The sequence below is a fragment of the Prevotella herbatica genome (assembly GCF_017347605.1).
Lineage (GTDB): Bacteria > Bacteroidota > Bacteroidia > Bacteroidales > Bacteroidaceae > Prevotella > Prevotella herbatica.
Map to the genome: position 1 here is coordinate 2,085,142 of NZ_AP024484.1, position 24,389 is coordinate 2,109,530.

The following is a 24,389-nucleotide window of genomic DNA, read 5'->3' on the forward strand; positions in this document are numbered from 1 at the left end:
AAGTAATAGTGTTTGTTATTTACATATTTAGTATTTAATAACAAAAAAGGCAGTACAACAGTTTGTAAGTATCAGGAAATAAAGTACCTTTGCATTATAACGGTATTTGGCATAATAAATTTGTTATGCTTTTTGAGAAAATAAATCATTATGTCTGTAATTAGATTTTTAAAGAATTGGACTCTGCCGATAGCTATTGTTATAGGAATAATAGTGTACTTTACGTTTCATTTCATTCCTTATTTGTCTCTAATAGCAGAATGGCATGCTCCATACAATAAAAATGCATTACCCGTTTTTATGTTCCTAATATTATTTGTAACCTTCTACAAGGTTGAATTTAGAAAACTTCTTCTGTTACGTGGCACTTGTTATCAGTTGGTCCCATCTGTTATGTTTCGTGGCAGAATATCATCAACAGTGTAGAGATATGGATGTTGCGAAGATATGGAATAGAAAAAGTTTCAAGATAAAATCTATCAATCAATAAAAACAATAAAATCTATGAATTTTAAGAATCTACTGCTGTCATTCCTGCTTCTAGGCAGTGCTACGATGGTAACAGCGCAAAACAAAGTGAAAGGTGATTACGGTTATCTTTATTGTCACATGAGTGACTTGGGAGAATGGACTGCATTTGCTGTAAGTCGCGATGGTGTAAACTATCAGGACATAATTGGTGGTAAACCTATTTTCGACTCGAAGAAACTTGCACGTATTGAGGGAGGTACTCGTGATGCATATATTACACGTACGTCTGACGGAAAATCATATATTATGGTAACTACGGATATGTGCGTGGCAAAAAGTCACAAATGGGATAACTATGGTATTGACCTCTTAAAGAGCAATGATCTTATTCACTGGACCAGTGTTACATTTGACTACAGAAAGGGACAGCAAATATTTTGTGATTCAGCAACAGCAAAAAGCACTTATAAAGATTGGTCTACTATAAATCGTGTATGGGCTCCTCAGATATTCTGGGATCCTAATTATACATGGGACAATGGCGAAAAAGGTGGATACATGATTTATTACTCAATGTTGAATAGACCTGAAGAGGGATATGACAGAATGTATTACAGCTACGCTGATAAAACTTTCACAAAGCTTACTACTCCTAAGCTACTTTTTGATTGGGGCTATGCAACTATTGATGCTGATATCAATTATTTGCCTTCAGATGGTAAGTACCATATGCTCATTAAAAAAGAAGGTGGAAAGCCTGGTATATATACCGCAACTTCTAGTAAGTTGACTTCAGGATGGGGTGAACCTGTTGAAGATGATTATGTCAGCTTTGAAGGTAACAAAAAGACAGAAGGTAGCAGTGCATTCCAACCAATAGGTAGTGATGAGTGGCGTGTAGCTTATGTAGAATACAGTAGTCGTCCACATCGTTATCGTATTTGCAAGGCTGATAAGAATATGCGCAATTTCCATGATCCTGTTGATATAAATGGTGTAACTGGACCGCAGCACGGAAGTTTTATGCGTATAACCAAGCAAGAATACAATAGGCTTCTGAATTTAAATAAGCTTGATGAAAAGAAATAATATCTAATTTGTAATATTGATATACGTAAAAAAGTGGTTCATCCGTCAACTCGGTTGAACCATTTTTGCGTTTGGTCTATTTTTGTTTATAATATTTTTATATGGAGAGGGAACACTTCTCATGGCACTGCATGTTTGTTGCGGTATTACATTATAAACAAAGGCTTGTGACATTATGACATTAAAAACTTTTTCTGGTAGAGTTCAAGCTCATTGTGTAGGATGTTCTTTCTTAATTGACAATGAACTATAAATAATCCCTCGCCCCAAACAAAGAGGGCGAGGGACTTGCATATATGTTGATAATCTAAGGTTTTAGAGTGAATCCAAAAAGTAAATAAGCTTTCTGCGTACTTGGATTAGCTGTTATTCCAGCGAAAATTGGAATTGTGAAACTGTCGCTCACGCGAATGTCTTTTGTTGCTTTTAAAGATACATTGGTAACTGCAAAGCCATTAGCTTTAGCATAGAAACTAGTTGCATAAGGTACTGCTCCTATTGTGGCATTCCAGTTAAGACCACCCAGCGCAAATGGAATATTAGCTTCAGCATAAGATGAGTATGCTCGTTTTCCATCCTTGTTTATTCCGTCGTTACCTGCAAAATTAGTATACCAGTTTAGTGAGAACTTTCCGAAATCATAACCTACATTTCCCTCAAAAACATGTGATGTGTTGTGAGCAGAATAACTGAAATATTTGTCAATAGGAGTATTAAACCAATAGTCGGTTATTCCAACGTGGAATTTTCCAATTGTATAGGCTGCCGTTATATCAAACTCTTTAGTGTCGTCTTTGTCACTTAATCCAACGTTTCCCCATCCTGAAAGTGACAAACTTTTGTAGTTTAAGCCTAATGTAGGTTGCAAAGAAACATCTCCCAGATCCTGTCCACGCCAGATATACTGGTTAACAACATCTGCACTTACAGTTCCGCTAACGTTATCCTGAGCGTTTGCTGGTGTAGCGAAGGCAATCATTCCGATAACCATTGCTGATAATACTTTATTTACCATAAATAATCTTTTTTAGTTGTAACTAATTTATTAATACTAATAGATATTAAGTCATTTCTTTTTTGTTATGTGAAGAATATGAAGACCATGAGTGTTGTTTCTAATATAGGACAAAATGCCCCACACTATTATGGTCAATGATTCGATGCTGATGATACCAAATGCCAGAGCATTTAAAAATCCAAATTCACGATTGTAAAATTCGTGATTAATGGACAGAAGTAACATCTATATAGTTGTTTGCCGATATACTTAAATATTGTGTTGTCATAACTTAAAATTTTGTGTTTGTGTGTTGTGTCGTCTCTATTACTTTTCTTTTTCTGCATTATATATGGCTAGGTCTCCACGTTCTCCTGTTCGTATTCTCACGGTATCGTCAACAGGTATAATGAATATTCGTCCGTCTCCAATCTTTCCAGTCCATGCTGCTTTTCTTACAGCTTCAATAGTGCGCTCAACTTTTTTCTCCCTGACTACTATATTCAGCAATATGCGTTCAATACTGCTAGTGTCATGCATCACGCCTTGGCTAATATGCTCTTGCCTCCTTTTTCCCTCGCCCCTTACATCATAGTAAGAAAACCATTCAATGTCGGCTGCAAACAAAGCTTCCTTGACGTCTTCAAATTTTGTCTTGCGGATAACCGCTTCAATCTTCTTCATAACCCTCATATTAAATTAATGTATATATATTATTAGTATCAACGCCTTGATTTGTCATCCTGTAAACTTTATCTGCAAATTTAAGACAAAGTGTAACTAAAAAGTTCAAATACCGATACAAAGTGAAATTAAAAATTACTAATAATCGCATTATTAACAAAACTGCATACGTATGATTACAATCCGAAAGAAAAATGAATATAAATGCTTTCGAATTATAACTTATATTAAAAAACAACATTATTTTGATACCAAACTATTGTTTATTTTGTCAAAACGTATTAAATTTGCAAACGTAACAAGACAAAACGTAAGTTTTATAAATAAGAAAGTAACAAAATGGCAAATACTATCCATTTCACCAAAATGCATGGAGCAGGAAACGATTATATATATGTCAATACTCTTATTGATATGATACCTGATCCTGCTAAGGCTTCAATAGAGTGGAGTAAGCCTCATTTTGGAATAGGCAGCGATGGCTTGGTTCTTATAGGAAGACCATCAGAAGATAGTGTTGCTGACTTTTCAATGCACATTTATAATGCAGATGGCTCTGAAGCCATGATGTGCGGCAACGCTAGCAGATGTATAGGGAAGTATCTATATGAAAAAGGTTTTACCAAAAATACGAGAATTAAATTAGAAACACTTTCTGGCGTGAAAGTTCTTAACCTGCATCTAAATGATGAAAATAAGGTTGGGAGTGTAACTGTAGACATGCTTGAGCCTATGATGACTATGACAGAGCAGTTTACAGGTAAGCACCCTTCTCTTTCGTCAATACCAGGCGCAAAAGAAGGTGTTTTCGTTTCTATGGGAAATCCACATTATGTGATATTTGTTGATGATATCAAAGATATTGATATAGCTGAATATGGTAAGATTCTAGAGAGAGATGATGCCTTCCCCCAGCGGTGCAATATTGAATTTGCACAACTGGTGGGCAAGGATAAACTAAGAACCAGGGTTTGGGAACGTGGAAGCGGTATCACATGGGCTTGTGGAACAGGTGCTTGTGCAACAGCTACGGCGGCTGTGATTTCAGGATTGACAGACCGTAAGGTTGAAATTATAATGGATGGAGGAACTTTGAATATAGAATGGAACGAGGATGACGGACATATATATATGACAGGTCCGGCAGAATTTGTTTTCGAAGGTGAAATTCAAATCCCATAACAGAAGGTAACAAACTTATACAACACAATAAAAAATTATGGCATTAATAAACGAACATTTTTTAAAATTGCCAGGCAATTATCTGTTTGCAGACATTGCCAAGAAGGTAAATGCTTACAAGGTATCACATCCCAAACAAAAGGTTATTAGCCTAGGTATTGGTGATGTCACTCAGCCTCTTTGTCCGGCTGTTATTGAAGCTATGCACAAAGCCACTGACGAAATGGCTAAGAAGGCTAGTTTCAGAGGATACGGTCCTGAAAGAGGATACGATTTCTTGCGTGAGGCAATTATCAAGAATGATTTTCTCCCTCGTGGAATACATCTTGATATGAATGAGATCTTTGTAAACGATGGCGCCAAGAGCGATACTGGAAATTTCCAGGAAATCTTACGCTGGGACAACAATATCGGAGTTACAGATCCTGTTTATCCAGTCTACATAGATTCGAATGTGATGATTGGACGTGCTGGAGTTTTCGAGAATGGTGCATGGAGTAATGTAACATACATACCTTGTACTGCTGACAATAACTTCATACCACAAATTCCTGATCACCGTGTAGATATGATCTACCTGTGCTATCCTAACAATCCTACGGGAACAGTTCTAACAAAAGAGGAACTTCGAAAATGGGTTAACTATGCAATCCACAATGATTCAATAATTCTTTACGATGCTGCTTATCAGGCTTATATTCGTGATGAGTCTATTCCTCACTCTATTTATGAGATACGGGGTGCTAGAAAGGTTGCAGTGGAATTCCATAGTTATTCAAAGACAGCAGGATTTACAGGAATAAGATGTGGATATACCATCGTACCTAAAGAACTTACCGCTTCTGCTCTTGATGGAACAGCGCGTGCTAGTCTTAACCAGATTTGGGATCGTCGCCAATGCACTAAGTTCAATGGCACAAGTTATATCAGTCAGCGAGCTGCTGAGGCTATTTACACTCCTGAAGGTCGTAAGCAAGTTAAAGAAGTTATAGACTATTATATGGAGAATGCCGATATAATGCGCGACAGTCTCACACGACTAGGATACAAAGTCTTTGGCGGAATAAATGCTCCTTATCTTTGGGTAAAGACTCCAGATGGAATAGATAGTTGGAAATTCTTTGAACAGTTACTTTATGGAGCAAGTGTAGTCTGCACTCCAGGTGTTGGTTTTGGACCAAGTGGAGAAGGTTATATCCGTTTCACGGCATTCGGTGATCGTGAAGACTGCAGGGAAGCTATGAAGCGTATAGCTGAATGGACTTTAAAATAAAGAAATATATAATCACACAAACACTGAATTTATATATACACGTATGACAAATCTAAGATTCGAAGCCGTAGCTGAAGCTTCACGTAAGAAGCCACTAGAAGTGGCAACACCTGCCGAACGACCATCTGAGTTTTTCGGAAAGAAGGTTTTCAATCGTCAGAAAATGTATAAATATCTACCTGCTGACATTTATGCCAAGCTTGTAGATGTTATCGACAACGGCGCACGCCTTGATCGCTCTATTGCCAATGAGGTTGCAAAGGGCATGAAGCAGTGGGCTGACGATAATGAAGTCACTCATTACACTCACTGGTTCCAGCCTCTTACAGAAGGTACTGCCGAGAAGCATGATGCCTTTATAGAGCATGATGGAAAAGGTGGAATGATAGAAGAGTTCTCTGGAAAACTTCTTGCCCAGCAGGAACCTGATGCTTCTTCTTTCCCTTCTGGCGGTATCAGAAATACTTTTGAAGCTCGTGGTTATAGTGCATGGGATCCTACATCACCAGTGTTTATTATGGACGACACACTTTGTATACCTACTATATTTATATCATACACAGGTGAGGCTCTTGACTATAAGGCTCCTTTGCTCCGTGCTTTACGTGCTGTAAGTACTGCAGCATCTGAGGTTTGTCACTATTTCGACCCAGAAGTAAAGAAGGTTACAAGTAACCTTGGATGGGAACAGGAATATTTCCTTGTAGACGAGAACTTATACGCTGCTCGTCCTGATCTTATGTTGACTGGCAGAACCCTAATGGGACATGATTCTGCGAAGAATCAGCAGATGGACGACCATTATTTCGGAACTATTCCTGAGCGTGTACAGAATTTTATGAAAGACCTTGAAATACAGGCTTTGGAACTTGGTATTCCTTGCAAAACACGCCATAATGAAGTTGCTCCAAATCAGTTTGAACTCGCTCCAATCTTCGAAGAAACTAACCTAGCAGTAGACCATAACATGTTGTTGATGAGCTTAATGAAGAAAATAGCTCATAAGCACGGATTCCGTGTATTGCTCCACGAAAAACCTTTTGATGGTATCAACGGTAGTGGTAAGCACAACAACTGGAGTCTAAGTACAGACACAGGTGTGCTTCTTCATGGTCCTGGCAAAACTCCTATCGACAACTTAAGATTTGTTGTATTCATTGTTGAGACTTTGGTAGGTGTTTATCGTCACAACGGACTTCTTAAGGCAAGTATCATGAGTGCTACAAATGCTCATCGTCTTGGTGCTAACGAAGCTCCTCCTGCTATTATTTCTAGTTTCTTGGGCAAGCAGCTTAGTGATTTGCTTGAGCATATTGAGAAGTCTGACAAGAAAGATTTGTTTGATGTTGCAGGTAAGAAGGGTGTTAAGCTAGATATCCCTGAGATTCCAGAGATTATTATTGATAATACCGACCGTAACCGTACATCACCATTCGCATTCACTGGTAACCGTTTTGAGTTCCGTGCTGTTGGTAGTGAGGCAAACTGTGCAAGTGCAATGATTGTACTTAACACTGCTGTTGCCGAAGCTTTGACAGATTTCAAGAAGCGTGTAGATGCACTTATCGCTAAGGGCGAAGACAAGATTGCTGCTATCATCGACATCGTTCGTGAAGACATCGTTGCTTCAAAGCCTATCCATTTTGATGGAAACGGATATAGTGACGAGTGGGTAGTAGAAGCTGCAAAGCGTGGATTGGATTGCGAAAAGTCTTGTCCTGTAATCTTCGAGCGCTATCTTGACAAGGACAGCATCAAGATGTTTGAGGACATGAATGTGATGCAGGAGAACGAACTCGAAGCCCGCAATGAGGTTAAATGGGAAACCTATACAAAGAAAATTCAGATTGAGGCTCGCGTAATGGGCGACCTTAGCATGAACCATATCATTCCTGTAGCTACTCACTATCAGAGTCAGCTTGCAAAGAATGTAGAAAACATGATTACCATCTTTGGTAAAGAGAAAGGTACAACTCTTTCTTCACGTAATATGAAGATTATTGAGGAGATTGCTACCCGTACTAAAAAGATCGAGGCTGGTGTCGAGGATTTGGTAAATGCAAGAAAGGTTGCCAATAAAATTGAGAGCGAATACGATAAAGCCATCGCTTACCACGACACAGTGGAACCAAAGATGGAAGAAATTCGTTACGAAATAGATAAGTTGGAACTAGTAGTTGCCGATGAACTTTGGACTCTTCCAAAATATAGGGAACTACTCTTCATCAGATAAAACACCAATCTATTTCTTTATTGGTTGTTTAAGTTTGCTGCGGGATGTGATCGTGAGATTACATCCCGTTTTTTATTAATATTTCCTTAATTGACGATATCTTATTTCATATATCTTATCAAACATCTGCTCCCATAGGTTAAGTTCCTTGTCATCAGCAGATTTTATACTCAGTCCGTATAGCTTAGTACCGGTGTTGCGGTAATTCTTTAGTTTTGCTATGTAATCCTTTCCAACCATAGGAATAAGAAAATCGCTGACAAGCAGAATGTCTGCGTTGACATAATGATTTTGTTCATCATCAAGTAGATTGAATGTTGCATCAAGCAATTTCCTGGCACTTGTTCCTCCACCAATAAAAGGTACGTGCCCTTTGGCAAATTTTTCTTCGTCTGCATCCTTAAATCCAAGGTTCATCATTCGTTTCCGTTGTCTTCGTGCCATAAGATCAATTGGTCTTATAGAAACACTGAAATCAATAAGAAAACAATCTCTCCTTAATTCTTCGGCAGTATCTTCAAGTAAAGCCAACAGTGATGCCGTGATGCGTTGCGGAGTTCCATACATACTAGCTGAAGTATCAAGGCATACAATCATTGGACCGCGTCTGCTTGCGTGAGTAAAACCAAGTTTACGCGATGGCTTACTCATCTCGCTCTTATATCTAAATGTCTGTAATCGTTTGGTCAGAAATTTGTAGATGAACATGTCACCCATTGCGTCGTCACAATATTGTGCAAGTTCAAGAGGCAGTAACGAGTTTAAATCATTGCCCACGGTTATTCCTTCAATATCGCTTCCGCTTGAATGCTCCATTTTCATAGCCGTTCCAGATGATATTGTTAGTCTGTCACGACCGTTTGAGTCTGCTGTACGTCCCATGTAAGCAGCGATTTCCTTTATTTCTGGGTATTTGTCCTGAATCTTCACAACGTTAAGTCGTCTTTCAAATTCTGTTTCAGTCCATTGTCCATCCATCATGTCCCAAGCCTGTATAGCTTGCTGTTCAATTATATTGTGAGATTGCATGTAGTTTCCAACCTGTCTCATAACAATGTCCAATCCTTTTTTGAAATCGTCTTTCCGTTTTACGATATGTTCTTTACTTTCGTTTTCAATATGTCTGTCAAGTGTAAGCTGCCATTCGTTAACCAACTTTTCCCAGTTCGCTTTTTCTTTGCATCCATCGCCTGAAAGTATACGAAGCATGAAATCCTTGTCGAATCCAAATCCAGGATGCCTTGCCGAAATATCATCAATAAGGTTTTGCAGTGCCTTACTGTCGTTTCTTTTAGCTTCAGACCATTTCAGCACTTTAATCATGTTATTTCGCTCAGTCCACGCTCGCTGGTTTTGAAAATCCTCGTAATGAGTGCATTCGGCAATGAATTTCCCTACGGCAGAATAAAATATCTTTGCACTCAGTCTGCTCGTCTGAATCATGGTTCTATATTTAGCTTCGCCCATCAGTTTGAGTAGAAAGTCCATTAACGGATCTTTCTTTATAACCCATGGCTTACCCTCAATTGCATCAGACGGAATAGAAGGTACATTTCCAGAATGACAATAATCATTTAGAAGTTTTAAATATAGGGAGTTCATCTTTTAATACGTTATTTTCTCTATATCCTGTCGGGTAAAAGCTATTTCTTTGTAGAAATCGGCAAGATACAATTTTATTTCGCGTCTGTCTTCATCATTAATAAACATGTTATTTTCAAGTTCCTTTTGCATGTCGTTAAGATTGTCAGCAAGCGAATCTATTTCTTTCGAGTAGTCCCTGTATTCTTTAGTATCTTCAGCAATTGGAGCTGTTTTCTCATCGTTCATATCGGTCTTTTCAATTTCAAACTTCAAACCGTCAATATAAACGTTGTCATTATCACGTGCTAAGCTTATAGGTCGACTACCTAATGGAACTTTACTACCATCATAGACCTTTATAACTGTAATCTTTTCGTTTCTTGGATCTTGGAACATTAATCCTTCCTCTCCGTCCTCACCAACTTCGGGTAATTGCCTGAAGTCAGCCATTACGATAAACGAATGTCCTGTTTCATGTTTGGCAAGTCGATAGTAATAGTCGCTGTAAGTTTTCTTGTCTGCGTCTCTTTGTCTCTGTCTCGCAGTACTTCTTCCAGCTCTTTGCTGCAAACTGCTGTTTCTTATCTCATCCTCCAAATTTTGTTTTAGTTTGGCAAATCTTAATGCGCATGGTGCGAATATAGCCCTGATGACGATTCTTCTCACAGCATCACGCTCGTCAGGTTCTTGCCAGAGACAATGATACATAGGTAGTAGATCGCAAGTCACAACAGACTTTCTGTCGTGCATGAATGCAGATGTGCGCACAAGTCGTGCAATCTTCTTCCATCTTCTGTCGCTGATATATATGTCGCGACGTTCTTCAGCTCCGTCTACTTCAACGGTTCTTAGTGCTTTTCTAATGTCTTTTATGCAATCCATAGCCTGAATGCTTATATCCACTTGTTCAATATCCTTTGACCATTGGGCATATTCGTCATTAGAAATTTTTATTTCATTGTCAGTAAAGTCTTCATCGTCATCACCTCCCATCATCATTAAAGTGAAGTTTGCTTCTTCTCTTATAGCACAACTTTCAATTCTAATGATAAATCTATCCCACAGAGCCTCCAGCCCCTCGCCACGTGCAGGCAATTCGTTGCTAGCAGCTACAAGAAGTTTAAGTGGTAATTTGATCTCGTTTCTTCCATTACGGAAAAGTTTCTCGTTGATAACTGTAAGCAATGAGTTTTGAATAGCTGGTCCAGCTTTCCATATTTCATCAAGAAACACGACGTCGCAACTTGGCAGATATCCATCTGTAGAACGTTCATATATATCATTGTTCTTTAGTTGCGAAATCGATACAGGACCGAATAGTTCGTCAGGAGTTGAAAATCTGGACATAAGATATTCAAATGAGCGTGCATTTCTGAAGGCACTTTTTAATCTACGTGCCACCATACTCTTTGCCACTCCCGGAGGACCGAGAAGGATGATACTCTCACCGGCTATTGCAGCGAGTAGAGATAGACTAATTTCAGAGTCTTTCTCATATATATTCTTGTTCATCTCATTAATGAGACTCAGCATTCTTTGTTTCATTTCCATACTTGAGTATAAAGTTAATCAGTTTTTCCGTCATTTAATAAAACGTATTGAATCTTATAAACTTTTTTAACGGCGTAACTTCTACAAATATTTAACTCAATGAATATATAATTCTTTTATATGTCAATTATCTTTTACTTGTGGTATTAAATAGAAAAAGACGTTGCTCCATTTGAAACAACGTCTTTTAAATTATAGATAGATGTGATATTAATTACTTCTTTGTAATCTCATATTTAGCAAATCCGTCAGCCCATGCATAAAGTTTGATGTCATAAGTACCATCTTCGGTAATCTTAATGTTAGCACCGCTTTGTGTAAGGTTATCTGTTGTTCCACCCCAGTTTATATCCCATGCGTAATTAGCACGGAACTTCAATTCACCAGACTTTAATGTTACACCACTAATTTCCCAAGCACGATCAGCTACGTTGTAGGTCATAACTGCATCTCCTTTAGGATTAGCGTCTGAAGGCCAACCATTAGGTGTCGCATCACCAACAAGGCCGATTACTGTGATTGGCGTGAAGGTCATCTTCTTTGTAGATAAAGTAAGGTCTACTTTATAATAACCATCAGCATCACCGGTAGGTAGACTAATATTGGCAGCTTGTGTATCTGTAGAGAAGTCAGCACCATAGTTCGTTCCATCCCAGTTGGCTTCAGAACTGAATTTGAATCCTTTGTTGTTTAGATACATGAAACCACTGAAATTGTCACCATCAGTACTTCCTAAATAATCAATCTGTTTCCAACCGTTGGCGTCACCGGCCATATACATGATAGGCTTAGATACAGTGTAAGTCCATGTATTTGCATTAAAAGTAACAATCCATGTACCGGCACCTTGGATTGTTGGTGTCTGTACGTTTTTCCAGCTAAGGTAGTTGAATGTAGAAGCATCGCCATTAGTAGCACAACCAAATGCGACAGGATTTACGTTATCCCAAGTTGTTCCATCACCAACATATCCTGAACCACCGAAGAACTTGAACCAGTTCGTATCGCTTGTTGTTTTTACTGCAGCAGTATAGATATGTGAACCATCTTTTGTTTCTTTCAGCCAAACGGGCTTATTCGGAGTCCAACCATTATCATTGACATTTCCTAGCATGAAATAACCCTTTGCGTCAACGTCTGGAGTCTTTATAGGTGTTTCATTCTGAGTTACTGAGCCACTAATAGCAACAGCCTCTCCAGATGTAAGCACTGCTGATGTTGTAGCTGTAACGTTCAAAGCTCTCTTTTCATATTTCTGACTTTTCAAAGATTCTTTTGCTATTTCATCAAGTTGAGCTGTAGCAACGCGAACAGTTGTACCATGTAATGCATAAGGAATAACAAGCCCGTTGACAGTAACACCCTTAACTATAACATTAGCTACGTTAGTATTAGAACTTGTAACGGCGATAATGTCCAATGAGTCTTGAACTTTGTCTGCATTCATGTCAATATCTACTCCTGATCCAGTGAAGTTTAGACCATAAGCGGCAGCGGTAGCTTCCTGATCATTTTTCTGGAGACTAGCCCAGTCACCGAAATCTTGGTTACAAGAACTCAAGGCAACGGCTGACAAAAGCAATCCGCCATATATAAATAAATTCTTCATATTGAATTATCTTTTATTTGGTTATCAATTTCTCCCCACCTCAACGGTAGGGAGAGTTTTGTCCTATTTTAAGCTAGCTTTACCAGTGTCAAAGCTGAAGTATAACTTCTGACCAACTTTAGCTTGAATAGAGTAGTCTGCACCCAATGTTTCCAACCAGTTATTTGGAATATCCTCTACACGGTAGTGGATATTACCAGTTGAAATTTGCATAGTAAACTCTGTGCACCACCAATCTGCACCAGGAACGCTTACGCAAGCGCGAACTTCTCCAGCAGCAGTAAATGGCTGTGAAACCCATTGCCCTGTTTGATCAGCTGGAGCTGTACAAGGTATAGATTGGTCGAAACCACCAACCGTAGTACCAGTGATATTAACAACAGCTTTATCAATGATCAGGTCATACTGAATCTTTGCACCCTTGATCTTGTCTACAAACTTCAATACATACCAGCCTGCGTTAGCAAACGTAATATTGTCACCAGAGCCAGCTGATACACCAGCAGCATTGTTAGTATCTGTAATGGTGTTTATTGCAGATGCACCATTCCAATCATTTTCTTTAGTACCGAATTTGAATACTCCATTAGCAGGCATGTAGATAACTGTATAGAATTGACCAGCTGAATTAAATACTGGACTCATCTTTTGCCAAGTCTTCCAAGATTCTCCGATGCTTCCACCTACAACATACATATCTGTAGGAAGAGAAATATCCGGAGCCTTATAATTAGCTAATACATTAGGCAGTTTTACAACGTTTGAGTACACAACGCTGTTGCTGATAGTTGATACAGAAGCCTTTGCTCTAATATACATAGGACGAACCTGATTATCATAGCTGTCTGTGTTCTTCACACTTTCATAAAGAGCTATTATTTGTTCATTCAACTCAGAAGCTTTTATACTCATTGTTGTTGAAGCGAATGGTGTAGGCAATTCTATATAATTTGCAACTTTTCCATCTTTAGCATCAGTGAAAGTAGAATCCATTGAAACTTGCATCGCATAGCTTGTTGGCAATGGGAAACCACCATAATCAGGTTGGTTAGCTGTAAATGTTATTGAGCTTGAATTAATCAAGTCATAAACATTGTTGTTTGCATTAGCCGGTACATTTAGCGTGAATGATGCCGGCAAAGTAAATGTTGGGTTGTCGTCACGATCACTATTACAGGATGTGAAAAGCAGTCCACCCATTAACAATGTAACCAATATATTTAATTTTTTCATAATATATACTTTTTATATTAATTTCCTTTTAGAACAATCAACGTTGTCGATATGTTCAAATCGATTAATAACCAGGGTTCTGCTTTAAGTTCTCACTATTGGCATTCATGTCAGATGCAGGTATTGCGAAGATGTTGTAGTGAGCATCGAATGACTTTCCATTCTCTTCTCCACCTTCCCATTGCCATTTATATGCACTTTGACCACCGTATTTGTTGAATCTGATAAGAGTTGTACGGCGCATGGCTTCGAAACCGAATTCACGACTCCATTCACTGCATAGTACGTCTAAGTCAGCAGAAGTTAAGGTCTTTGCATGTGCACGTGTACGAAGAGCGTTTAACTTTGCAACACCGTCTGGTGTACAGCTACCTCCATTAATTCTTGCGTCTGCTTCTGCATATATTAAATAAGCTTCTGCCATACGTAACATAGGGAAGTCTGTATCAACAAACTGAGTATGATGAACTTGAGAACCATCTGAGTGAACATTCAGAAACTTTACGTATGCATAACCGCTTCCGAAAGAAGATTCATCTTCGATAGATGGTTTGCGCTTCCATGTATAGAATAAAGCGCGATCATCTCCAGCCTTTTTAGCTACTCTTGGAGGTAAAGAATCCTGTGCGGCATCATTATTAGGGAAGAACTGTTGGGTGAATTGCAAACGGCAACGGTTACCACCCCAGTTTTCTGTTGTTCCTGTAGAGAACTGTTTCAGCATATCACCATTTGTAGTTGAAGCAATGATGAACAAGCAACCGCCCCAAGTCTGTGTTGTGATACCATCATGGATTGCAGGAAGGATAATTTCATTCTGTGCTCCGTTTGTATCATTATCACCCATGAAGAGTTTCTGGTATGCAGTGTATCCATTACTATCGCTAGTAAGTAAGCTGAAGCTTTTGTCACCGAGAACCTTTTGAGCATAAGTCTTGGCATCATTCCAGCGCTCTGTACCAGTATAAACCTTTGCATTTATGTAGATACGGGCTAACAGAAGATTTGCTGCAGCCTTTGACGCACGACCATAAGAAACAGGGGCATCTGAAAGTACATCGGCATTATCATTCGCATTTTCACCAAGTACAGCTTTCAATTCACTTTCTACGAATGTGAATGCTTCAAGGCGTGTAGCCTGTTTTGGTTTTGGATTGTCCATCGTTGTTGCCATAGGAGGATTTCCATATAAGTCCATCATATAATAGTAATATAATGCTCTCATAAAGCGAACCTCAGCACGTTCAACATGTGTTGTTGCATCTGTACTAGACGAAGTTTGTGTTAGGAAGAAGTTAGAAACAGTAACACCGAACATTAAGCGATAATACAGGGCCTGCAACATAGGATGAGAGTCACCCCAAGTGTTGTGGTTGTATTCAGGAAGTCCTTGGTCACCCCATGTACACTCTGCCTCGTCTGTTGTAAGTTCATTTGCATTCCAGATTTGACGAATCATGTTTGATGCACCTTCATCAACATCCTGAATATCTCTATTTCCGTCAGGGCCTGTCTGACCAGTAAGTACCATATTGGCATAAACCTTATTGAATATGGCATTTTGGTCGAATTTTGATACCTGCTGTGGATTTATATTTTCAACATCTAAGTCACCTGTACAAGAAGATAATCCTGTAAGAGAGAGAGCAATAGCTGCTGCAGGTAATATATTTTTAAATCTTAGTTTCATAATATATATGTCTTTAAATTACTTAGAAGTTAAGAGTAACACCAGCGATAGCCTGGAATGGACGTGGGTATATATTGTTGTCTACACCGTTAGCAACTTCAGGATCAATTCCTTTGTACTTAGTTATTGTAAAGACGTTTTGAACGGTTGCATATGCACGACCAGAGATCTTTGCACCAAATAAAGTCTGGAAACTATAACCTAATGTTATATTGTCCATTTTCAGGAAACTAGCGTTTTGAACGAAGTAATCAGAGTAAACCTGATTTGTTTCAGGAGTTGTGATACCAATAGCAACAGCGTCTGTAAGGCGGTTTCCTAAATAAGCCAACTGATAAACAGAACCTTTACCAACATTCATTGAAGCTGCAAGATTATGATTGTATACATAATTTCCAAGACTAGCACGCATTGTGAAACCTAAATCCCAGTTCTTATATAGGAACTTGTTTCCGAATCCCATTGTAACGTCTGGAGTTGGCTTATAGTAATAATATTTATCTGCATCATTTATTACGCCATCATTATTGCGATCTACGAAAGTATTGGTAATAGGTTTGCCATTAGCGTCATAAACCTGTTGATAAACGTGGAATGCGTTTACAGAATGACCAACAGCGTTTGCTTCTACATTACCGCCTGTACCGATAGATATGCCACCATCTCTTGAATCTACATAGTAGTTACTTCCGCTACCAGTAAGCAATTCATCAACCTTATTTTTGTTATATGTAACGTTGTAGTTCATCTCCCAAGAGAAATCTTTTGTGACAATAGGACGAACTGTTGTTGCGAATTCAATACCACTATTGTGTAATGAACCAACATTTGATGTCATCTTGTTACCAAAGTTACCACCAGCAGAAACGAATACAGTGTTAATCAAGTCTTTGGTCTTGCGATAGTAATAATCAACGCTGAATCCCAAACGATTATTGAGTAAACTCAAGTCAAGACCTGCATTCCATGTCGTTGTCTTTTCCCAAGTAAGGTTTGGATTGTAAACGTCTGGACGATATGTTGTGCCGTCACCCAAAAGAGGGTAGTATGCGTGAGCTATGTTAGGTGTGTATGTTGCGATATAAGTGTAATCGCCAATTCCTTCTTGCTGACCTGTAATACCCCAACCTAAACGGAGCTTCAAGTCATTAATAGCCTTAACATCGCGCAACCAAGCCTCGTCATTTATACGCCAAGCCACTGCTACTGATGGGAACAAACCCCAGCGATTGTTCTTGTTGAAACGAGAAGAACCATCATCACGGAGAGTGAAAGTCATCATATAGCGGTTTAACAACGTATAATTCATACGTCCGAAGAAAGAGACAAGATAGTTCTCTGTTTTCATTAGGGTTATATCACCATGCTCTGCTGATTTCTCATTGAATTTCTGACCTGACAATGTATTAGTACTAGGATATGTTCCCCAATTTGCATAGTCTGTCTGGTTGTGAAAGTGCTGCCACTCATATCCCCCCATAATGTCAAAATGATGGTCTGGTGTGTCTTTTGTTCCATTGCCAAGCCAGTCATGACTATATTGTGCATACATGGAAAGTTGCAGATTATATGATTTCTGCTTAGTCCAGCCATAATAACCGTAATAGTTATTATCCTTAGAGTAAGGACTCCATGTTGTCGTCTGCTTACCGTTAGAAACATCCATACCTGCATTTACGTGTAGTTGCAAGTCCTCAAAACCTTGGACTTTATAGTTACCTTCTATGTTACCAATCAAAGTTCTAGAAATTGAATGGTCGTCTTTCTGATTTAGAGTAGCTACTGGATTACCTGTAGCATTACGGTTACTAGTTTGAGTCCAAGATGCATCACCAAATTCAGCTTTTGTATACCACTGTGTATAACCACCGAAGTAATTATTGTAGATACTGTTATCAGCTCTTACAGGTTTAGTTGGATCCATATAAAGTGCAGCTCCGATAGCACCACCGTCAGCATACTTATTTTTTGCTATCATTCCTTTAGCATTGATATTGAAAGTCAAATGATCATTTAGGAAAGATGGTGCTAAATTGAAACTTGCAGTGTAACGCTCGAAGTTAGATGTCTTTACAATACCTTGACTGTTTGTGTAACCCATAGATACACGGTATGGCATATTTCCAGCGCCACCGCTCACGGTTACATTATGATCAGTAGACAATGCTGTACGATAAATTTGGTCTTGCCAATTTGTGTTAGCAAAGTGTTGGTTTCCATCGTTATCATACCATCCAAGAGCCTTGTAAGCATCACTGTTCTCACCATATAGATTCTTAATAAAATCTGTATATGTAGGACCGTCCATAACTTTAAGAGTCTTCTTCTTTGTTGAAACCGAAACGTTTCCAGAATAGCTTACTTGTGGTTTTTGTCCTTTGCGTCCCTTCTTGGTTGTAATAATGATGACACCATTAGATGCACGAGAACCATAGATTGCAGTTGCCGAAGCGTCTTTCAATACGGTGAAACTCTCAATATCATTTGGGTTAACCATAGACAAAGGGTTAGAAAGTCCCTTTACACCATAAGAATCCATTGCGAGACCATCAATAACAATCAATGGGTCGTTAGAAGCATTAAGAGATGAACCTCCGCGAACACGGATTGTTGCGCCACTACCAGGAACACCTCCATTAGAAGTGACATTTACGCCGGCAATTTTGCCTTGCATCATATCTGTGGCATTAGTCTGTAGACCATGGTTCATTGCGTCTGGTTTAATAGCTGTTACTGAACCAGTAAGGTCGTTCTTCTTTGCCGTACCGTAACCGATAACAACTACTTCATTTAAAGTTTTGTTATCGTCTTTAAGAGTTATTACTAGATTGTCGGATGCTGTCACTTTTTTAGATGACATTCCTACATAAGAAATAGTAATCTCTGTACCTTTAGGAACATTGATAGAGTAGTTACCATCGAAATCTGTTACACCTACGGCTTTACCGTTTGCTGTAATAGTTGCACCGATGATAGGTTCTCCGGTAGCATCTTTTACCTGCCCCTTAACAGCTCCAGACTGTGCAAAGGCGGTTGCTGAAAGGAATAAACTAGCAGCGATAGCTAGATTCCTTAAAGGCAATTTGAATTTTACCTGCTTCATCATTTACTTTGATTTTTAAGTTAACGTTAATATATTATTTATTGTTTTTTTGTTTTTAGGCAATACCGTAAAAATAACAAGTACATCAAGTTATTAGGTTGTCGTTTCATGGTGATATGGCATAGTTATGTCATGGCTCACGATGCAAAAGTAATTTTCTTAACGATACTTTGTACTTTTTTTGAGTTAAAAACGTTATTTATATTGTGCAAACGTTTGCGCAAACTTTTGCTAATTAAAGATAGTGTAAAAAAACAGCTTTTGAATGATTTGCATATCTTTGCATGAGATACAGCTGCATTCGACAAAACCTTCAAACAAATTTGATGATTCTGCTCTCTTTTTGCAGTGTCTTTGCATAATGTTCGATAATAAATTGTTGGATCCCCCTAAAGGAGTGCATCATAAAATTTAAGTTAGAACCATGAAAGAATCTACACCTATAACAATGAAAGATATCGCCAGAGAACTTGGTGTTTCCGTGGCTACAGTTTCCCGTGCTCTTAAAGATAGTCCGAGAATAAGTGAAAAGAGACGAGAATTGATAAAGAATTATGCTCGTGAGCATAATTTCTATCCTAACTTTATTGCCGAGACTTTGCGCAACAGTCGTGTAAAGCCTGTGAAAATTATAGGAGTAATAGTACCACAGTTTACGCATTTTTATTTTTCTTCTATTCTAAGTGGTATTGAGGAAGAGGCTTCTGCACGTGGATATCGCATCATGGTTGCGCAAAGCAATGAAAAATATGAGCGTGAGGTAGATATATGTAAGTCATTCTTTGAGAACAAAGTGTGTGGTGTGATAGTTTCGCAAGCTAAAGATACAGCTAAGTATGATCATTTTCAGAGTCTGATAGATCATGGCGTCCCTTTGGTATTTTATGATAGAATATGTACGGGCGTAGATTGCAGTCGCGTTGTTGTTGATGATTATATGGGGGCTTACACAGCTGTGAATCATCTTATTGATACAGGTTGCAAGAGAATTGCATTCTACGGATTTTCAATGAGACTCGAAATTACCAAGAATAGATATAATGGTTATCGTGACGCATTGCTCAACAACGGATTGCAGCTTGATTCACGTTTTGTGAAGTATTGTGATAATAGGGCTGATGCCGAAGCTATTACTCCCGAGATATTGAGTATGGAAGACCATCCTGATGCTTTCTTTGCAGTAAATGACGATACAGCTATTGGAGTACTATACACAGCCAAGCGTATGGGCTTTCATATTCCTGATGATATTAGTATATGTGGATTTACAAATGGACAGCGTGCAATAGCCTGTGACCCGATGCTAACCACTGTAGAACAGCGTGGTGTTGTTGTTGGTGAGGAGGCTGCCAATATATTAATAGGACAGGTAGAGGGCTTGATACCTTCCGACAAAGTTGAGAAGAGAATCGTGAGGACTAGTCTTATTATACGCGGAACAACAAGATAATGTAACTAATTAATAAAAACATCTCAGTTAGAGAATATAAGATTTAAACTATGAAACAAAAACCTAATATGGGAATCATGGGGCTTTGGAATTTAAGCTTTGGATTCTTTGGCGTACAGATTGCCTATGCTCTTCAGAGTGCTAATATTTCTAGAATCTTTGCCACTCTTGGTGCTGATCCTCATAACCTTAGTTATTTCTGGATACTCCCTCCGTTGATGGGCATCTTAGTTCAGCCTATTGTGGGAACTTTGAGTGATAAGACATGGTGTAGATTTGGTCGTCGTATACCTTACTTATTTATTGGTGCAACAGTTGCCGTATTGGTGATGTGTCTGTTACCTAATGCTGGTTCGCTAGGTTTGTCAGTAGGTGCGGGAATGATTTTCGGACTTATCTCGCTGATGTTTCTTGATACTAATATCAATATGGCAATGCAGCCGTTTAAGATGCTTGTTGGTGATATGGTTAACGAGAAGCAGAAGGCTTTGGCTTATAGTTTACAAAGTTTCTTGTGCAATGCTGGTAGTGTTGTCGGTTTTGTGTTTCCGTTCTTCTTTACTGCTTTGGGTATAGCCAATACTGCTAGTCCTGGCGTTGTCCCAGATTCCGTTATCTGGTCTTTCTATTTAGGTGCTGCCGTACTTATACTTTGTGTAATATACACTACGGTAAAAGTTAAGGAGTGGAATCCTAAGGAATATGCTGAATATAATGAAGCTACAGAGGAAACCTCTTCGCATGCCAGTGGTAACTGGATAACTCTTTTGACGAATGCACCTGCTACATTCTGGAGAGTTGGATTAGTTCAGTTCTTCTGTTGGGCTGCTTTCATGTATATGTGGACTTATACTAATGGCGCTATTGCGGATACCTGTTGGCATGTGAATATGCTTGATCCTCATGCCACGTCTACTGAAGCTTATCAGATAGCAGGTAACTGGGTTGGCGTGTTATATGCTGTTCAGGCTTTAGGCAGTGTTGTCTGGGCGATGTTGCTACCTCAGTTTAAGAATCGTAAATTGGGCTATTCCATAAGTCTTGTTCTTGGCGGTATCGGTTTTGCGCTTATTCCTTTCATCCCTAATCCGTATGTGCAGTTTATTGCATTTATTCTTATAGGTTGTGCATGGGCAGCAATGCTTGCCATGCCATTTACTTTTGTTACAAATGCCTTGCAGGGCTATGGTCACATGGGAGCATACCTTGGACTTTTCAACGGTACAATATGTGTACCTCAGATAATAGCTGCTCTTTTGGGCGGAACAATTCTTTCACTCCTAGGCTCTAATCAGAGTAATATGATGATTTTTGCAGGAGCTTGTCTTGTTGTCGGAGCACTCTGTGTGTTTGCAATTAAGGATAAAGATTAATAATATAATAATTAAAATCTCCCAATCTTAATATAGATTGGGAGATTTTCTTTTTCCATGCGTGCAAACGATTGCACTATTAAATGGCGAATTTGTGCAAATCCATTAAACCGAGTTAGCTTTTAATTGTTATCTTTACAAAAAAATTACTACACGCCGTATGAAAATAAGTTTTAATATAGACTATGAGACTGTCTTTGGCGAAGAAATTTTGCTGAATGTTGTTGAAAGAGTCAAAAATGTGAAAGATAAACTTTCTCAATTCAGAATGAACAATGTTCATGGTAAGCATTGGTGGTACGACCTAAACAAGTCTGCTTCCTCACAGAATTCTGTCATCGACTATTTCTATAGTATTGATTGTGATGGAAATGAAAAGCGTCATGAATGGCTCACGCAACCTCATCGTCTTGAGATAAGTGCTGATAAAGGAAAGTCATATAAGGTTTTCGATCATTGGATTGATATCCCAGAGGATTCTTATTTATACAGTTCTGCTTTTACTGAGTGTGTAAACAAGCGTAAACTTTCAACTCCCTTACCTTCTAATTTTTCAAGAACTCTTCGTCTTATCGTGAGAGCTCCGCAGTTACGTGACAATAAAAGTCTTGCGGTTGTCGGAAAGGATACTTCCCTCGGTGCATGGGATGTCTTCAAGGCAATACCAATGTGCGAGCATAATTATAATGAATGGGTTGTAGATATAGATGCTTCGACATTAAAGTATAATAAACTTGAATTTAAATTCGCTGCCATTGATAACGATGATAATCAGAATACACTTTGGGAAACAGGATTAAATCGTGAAATAAACTTGGTTGATATTGCTGATGGTGATGTTGCAGTGTATTATCTTGATCAAGCTTTCTTTGAGATTCCTGATCTTAAGTTAGCTGGAACCCTTGTTCCTGTATTCTCGTTGCGTTCTGATGCTAGTTTCGGTATAGGTGATTTCGGTGATTTAAAAAAAGCAATCGACTGGATCGCAGCTACAAATCAACGTGTGCTTCAGGTCCTACCAATTAACGATACAACGATCACTCATACTTGGACTGACTCATATCCATATAGTTGTATAAGTATTTTTGCTCTTCATCCGCAATATGCCGATCTCACTTTGCTCCCTAAAATTAAGGATGCGCAAAAGTCTTCTGAATTTGAATCTTTACGTATTCAGCTTAATTCACTTGCACAGATAGACTATGAGAAGGTAAACGATGCTAAGCTAAAATATCTTCAGGAAATATATCTTCAAGAAGGCAAACATATATTCAATAGTGCTGAATTCAAGAAATTCTTTGCTGAAGCCGAATCATGGCTTGTCCCTTATGCACAGTATTGCTGTTTGAGAGATAAATATGCAACAGCAGACTTCTCTAAATGGAACGGTCATTCTGCGTGGAATGAGAATGATCGCAAGGCTCTGTCTACACCTGGAAGTAAGGAATATAAAGAGGTTGAATTTTTCTATTTTGTTCAATACATCCTCAACTCACAGATGGAGTCTGTTCACAAATATGCACGTTCTAAGGGGGTAGTCCTCAAGGGTGATATTCCTATCGGTGTAAACCGCAATGGATGTGATGTTTGGATGGAACCAAAATACTTCAATCTTAATGGACAGGCTGGTGCTCCTCCTGATGATTTTTCAGTAAACGGTCAGAATTGGGGATTCCCAACATATAACTGGGATGAGATGATCAAGGACGATTGTGCATGGTGGGTACATAGATTCCAAAACATGAATAAGTTTTTTGATGCCTATCGCATCGACCATGTGCTTGGTTTTTTCCGTATATGGGAAATACCCGTCGATGCTGTTCATGGACTGCTCGGACAGTTCTCTCCAGCTTTGGGTTTGACTCGCGAGGAAATTGAGGCTTATGGACTGCATTTTAATGAGGAACATTTTACGAAACCATTTATCAGTGATTGGATTCTTGATCGTGTATTCAAGGAACATGCTGGTGAGGTAAAGGATAAATACCTTAACCATTCTCATGATGATATTTGGGTAATGAAACCAGAATATGATACTCAGCGTAAAGTTGAGGCTGCTTTTGAAGGTAAAACTTCTGATATAGATACATGGGTTAGAGATGGACTTTATTCATTGATAAGTAATGTCTTGTTTGTCCGTGACCACAAAGATTATAATAAATTCCATCCTAGAATCAGTGCTCAGTTTGATTTCACTTATGAGGCACTATATGATGGCGATAAGGAGATTTTCAACCGTATATATAATGATTACTTTTATCGCCGTAACAATCAGTTTTGGTATCGTGAGGCAATAAAGAAACTTCCTAAACTTGTTCAGGCAACACGTATGCTTGTGTGTGCTGAGGATTTAGGTATGGTTCCAGACTGTGTGCCTTGGGTGATGAACGAATTGAAAATATTAAGTCTCGAACTACAAAGTATGCCTAAGGATCCTCATGTGAGATTCGGACATCTCAGCCGTAACCCTTACCGCTCAGTATGTACAATCTCAAGTCACGACATGCCGACGCTTCGTCAGTGGTGGGATGAGGATATTGAACGCACTCAGGCTTATTATAATTCGATGCTCTATCGTGGTGGTGCAGCTCCGCATCCACTTCCTGGTTGGTTGGCTCGCGATATTATAAGCCGTCACCTCACTTCACCTAGTATGCTTTGTATTTTATCTATTCAGGACTGGTTGTCAATAGACGAGAAACTTCGTCTTGCAGACCAGAATGCTGAGCGCATAAACATCCCAGCTAACCCAAAACATTACTGGCGTTATCGCATGCATGTGAAAATAGAAGACTTGATAAATAACATAGATTTCAAGGAAAATATTACAGAACTAATAAATCAATCAGGAAGAAAATAAACAATTA

General features: G+C 38.8%; 15 protein-coding genes. 7 read left to right on the forward strand and 8 right to left on the reverse strand.

Going from position 1 to position 24,389, the window contains the following annotated elements:
- The first annotated feature begins 504 nt into the window (after positions 1-504).
- Positions 505-1,560, forward strand: a complete 1,056-nt coding sequence (locus prwr041_RS07705) for a glycoside hydrolase family 43 protein (protein ID WP_237072177.1) — start codon at positions 505-507, stop codon at positions 1,558-1,560.
- 307 nt (positions 1,561-1,867) lie between these two features.
- On the opposite strand, the gene prwr041_RS07710 is transcribed toward prwr041_RS07705, so the two are convergent.
- Together prwr041_RS07710 and prwr041_RS07715 are read right to left on the reverse strand one after the other, a co-directional pair.
- A complete protein-coding gene (locus tag prwr041_RS07710; RefSeq protein WP_207153249.1) occupies positions 1,868-2,575 on the reverse strand; it encodes a hypothetical protein in 708 nt (235 codons plus the stop codon).
- Positions 2,576-2,884: 309 nt separating this feature from the next.
- Positions 2,885-3,241, reverse strand: a complete 357-nt coding sequence (locus tag prwr041_RS07715; RefSeq protein ID WP_207153250.1) for a P-II family nitrogen regulator — start codon at positions 3,239-3,241, stop codon at positions 2,885-2,887.
- A 339-nt stretch (positions 3,242-3,580) separates the two neighbouring features.
- Here prwr041_RS07715 and dapF point away from each other — a divergent pair, with 339 nt between their 5' ends.
- From dapF to prwr041_RS07730, 3 genes are read left to right on the forward strand one after another with little or no spacing between them, the layout of a single operon-like run.
- The gene (gene dapF, locus prwr041_RS07720; RefSeq protein ID WP_207153251.1) at positions 3,581-4,423 is read left to right on the forward strand and encodes a diaminopimelate epimerase; all 843 of its coding nucleotides are present in this window, start codon (positions 3,581-3,583) and stop codon (positions 4,421-4,423) included.
- A gap of 37 nt (positions 4,424-4,460) precedes the next feature.
- Positions 4,461-5,696 (forward strand): LL-diaminopimelate aminotransferase, encoded by a 1,236-nt coding sequence (locus tag prwr041_RS07725; protein WP_207153252.1) that lies wholly within the window; start codon positions 4,461-4,463, stop codon positions 5,694-5,696.
- Between the two features lie 43 nt (positions 5,697-5,739).
- A complete protein-coding gene (locus prwr041_RS07730; RefSeq protein ID WP_207153253.1) occupies positions 5,740-7,929 on the forward strand; it encodes a glutamine synthetase III family protein in 2,190 nt (729 codons plus the stop codon).
- A 75-nt stretch (positions 7,930-8,004) separates the two neighbouring features.
- Here prwr041_RS07730 and prwr041_RS07735 read toward each other — a convergent pair whose 3' ends face one another.
- The 6 genes from prwr041_RS07735 to prwr041_RS07760 all read right to left on the reverse strand — a co-directional run bounded on the left by prwr041_RS07735 (position 8,005) and on the right by prwr041_RS07760 (position 18,699).
- The gene (locus prwr041_RS07735) at positions 8,005-9,531 is read right to left on the reverse strand and encodes a vWA domain-containing protein (RefSeq protein WP_207153254.1); all 1,527 of its coding nucleotides are present in this window, start codon (positions 9,529-9,531) and stop codon (positions 8,005-8,007) included.
- Between the two features lie 3 nt (positions 9,532-9,534).
- The gene (locus tag prwr041_RS07740; RefSeq protein ID WP_207153255.1) at positions 9,535-11,064 is read right to left on the reverse strand and encodes an AAA family ATPase; all 1,530 of its coding nucleotides are present in this window, start codon (positions 11,062-11,064) and stop codon (positions 9,535-9,537) included.
- A 214-nt stretch (positions 11,065-11,278) separates the two neighbouring features.
- Positions 11,279-12,673: an Outer membrane protein SusF domain-containing protein gene (locus tag prwr041_RS07745; protein WP_207153256.1), complete on the reverse strand. Its 1,395-nt coding sequence runs from the start codon at positions 12,671-12,673 to the stop codon at positions 11,279-11,281.
- A gap of 63 nt (positions 12,674-12,736) precedes the next feature.
- A complete protein-coding gene (locus tag prwr041_RS07750; RefSeq protein ID WP_207153257.1) occupies positions 12,737-13,906 on the reverse strand; it encodes a SusF/SusE family outer membrane protein in 1,170 nt (389 codons plus the stop codon).
- A 64-nt stretch (positions 13,907-13,970) separates the two neighbouring features.
- Positions 13,971-15,596 carry a RagB/SusD family nutrient uptake outer membrane protein gene (locus tag prwr041_RS07755; RefSeq protein WP_207153258.1) on the reverse strand — a complete coding sequence of 542 codons (1,626 nt, stop codon included), beginning with the start codon at positions 15,594-15,596 and terminating at the stop codon, positions 13,971-13,973.
- 22 nt (positions 15,597-15,618) lie between these two features.
- Positions 15,619-18,699 (reverse strand): SusC/RagA family TonB-linked outer membrane protein, encoded by a 3,081-nt coding sequence (locus prwr041_RS07760; RefSeq protein ID WP_207155621.1) that lies wholly within the window; start codon positions 18,697-18,699, stop codon positions 15,619-15,621.
- Between the two features lie 424 nt (positions 18,700-19,123).
- Between prwr041_RS07760 and prwr041_RS07765 the strand changes: the two genes are divergently transcribed.
- From prwr041_RS07765 to prwr041_RS07775, 3 genes are all read left to right on the forward strand, one after another.
- Positions 19,124-20,149 (forward strand): LacI family DNA-binding transcriptional regulator, encoded by a 1,026-nt coding sequence (locus prwr041_RS07765; RefSeq protein ID WP_207153259.1) that lies wholly within the window; start codon positions 19,124-19,126, stop codon positions 20,147-20,149.
- Positions 20,150-20,199: 50 nt separating this feature from the next.
- A complete protein-coding gene (locus prwr041_RS07770) occupies positions 20,200-21,522 on the forward strand; it encodes an MFS transporter (protein ID WP_207153260.1) in 1,323 nt (440 codons plus the stop codon).
- Between the two features lie 160 nt (positions 21,523-21,682).
- The gene (locus tag prwr041_RS07775; protein WP_207153261.1) at positions 21,683-24,382 is read left to right on the forward strand and encodes a 4-alpha-glucanotransferase; all 2,700 of its coding nucleotides are present in this window, start codon (positions 21,683-21,685) and stop codon (positions 24,380-24,382) included.
- Positions 24,383-24,389: the final 7 nt, after the last annotated feature.

Coding starts and splice junctions, on each gene's coding strand:
- prwr041_RS07710 (WP_207153249.1), bottom strand. CDS start 2,575: ATGGTAAATAAAGTATTATCAGCAATGGTTATCGGAATGATTGCCTTC.
- prwr041_RS07725 (WP_207153252.1), top strand. CDS start 4,461: ATGGCATTAATAAACGAACATTTTTTAAAATTGCCAGGCAATTATCTG.
- prwr041_RS07730 (WP_207153253.1), top strand. CDS start 5,740: ATGACAAATCTAAGATTCGAAGCCGTAGCTGAAGCTTCACGTAAGAAG.
- prwr041_RS07750 (WP_207153257.1), bottom strand. CDS start 13,906: ATGAAAAAATTAAATATATTGGTTACATTGTTAATGGGTGGACTGCTT.
- prwr041_RS07705 (WP_237072177.1), top strand. CDS start 505: ATGAATTTTAAGAATCTACTGCTGTCATTCCTGCTTCTAGGCAGTGCT.
- prwr041_RS07740 (WP_207153255.1), bottom strand. CDS start 11,064: ATGGAAATGAAACAAAGAATGCTGAGTCTCATTAATGAGATGAACAAG.
- prwr041_RS07715 (WP_207153250.1), bottom strand. CDS start 3,241: ATGAAGAAGATTGAAGCGGTTATCCGCAAGACAAAATTTGAAGACGTC.
- prwr041_RS07745 (WP_207153256.1), bottom strand. CDS start 12,673: ATGAAGAATTTATTTATATATGGCGGATTGCTTTTGTCAGCCGTTGCC.
- dapF (WP_207153251.1), top strand. CDS start 3,581: ATGGCAAATACTATCCATTTCACCAAAATGCATGGAGCAGGAAACGAT.
- prwr041_RS07775 (WP_207153261.1), top strand. CDS start 21,683: ATGAAAATAAGTTTTAATATAGACTATGAGACTGTCTTTGGCGAAGAA.
- prwr041_RS07770 (WP_207153260.1), top strand. CDS start 20,200: ATGAAACAAAAACCTAATATGGGAATCATGGGGCTTTGGAATTTAAGC.
- prwr041_RS07765 (WP_207153259.1), top strand. CDS start 19,124: ATGAAAGAATCTACACCTATAACAATGAAAGATATCGCCAGAGAACTT.
- prwr041_RS07735 (WP_207153254.1), bottom strand. CDS start 9,531: ATGAACTCCCTATATTTAAAACTTCTAAATGATTATTGTCATTCTGGA.
- prwr041_RS07755 (WP_207153258.1), bottom strand. CDS start 15,596: ATGAAACTAAGATTTAAAAATATATTACCTGCAGCAGCTATTGCTCTC.
- prwr041_RS07760 (WP_207155621.1), bottom strand. CDS start 18,699: ATGAAGCAGGTAAAATTCAAATTGCCTTTAAGGAATCTAGCTATCGCT.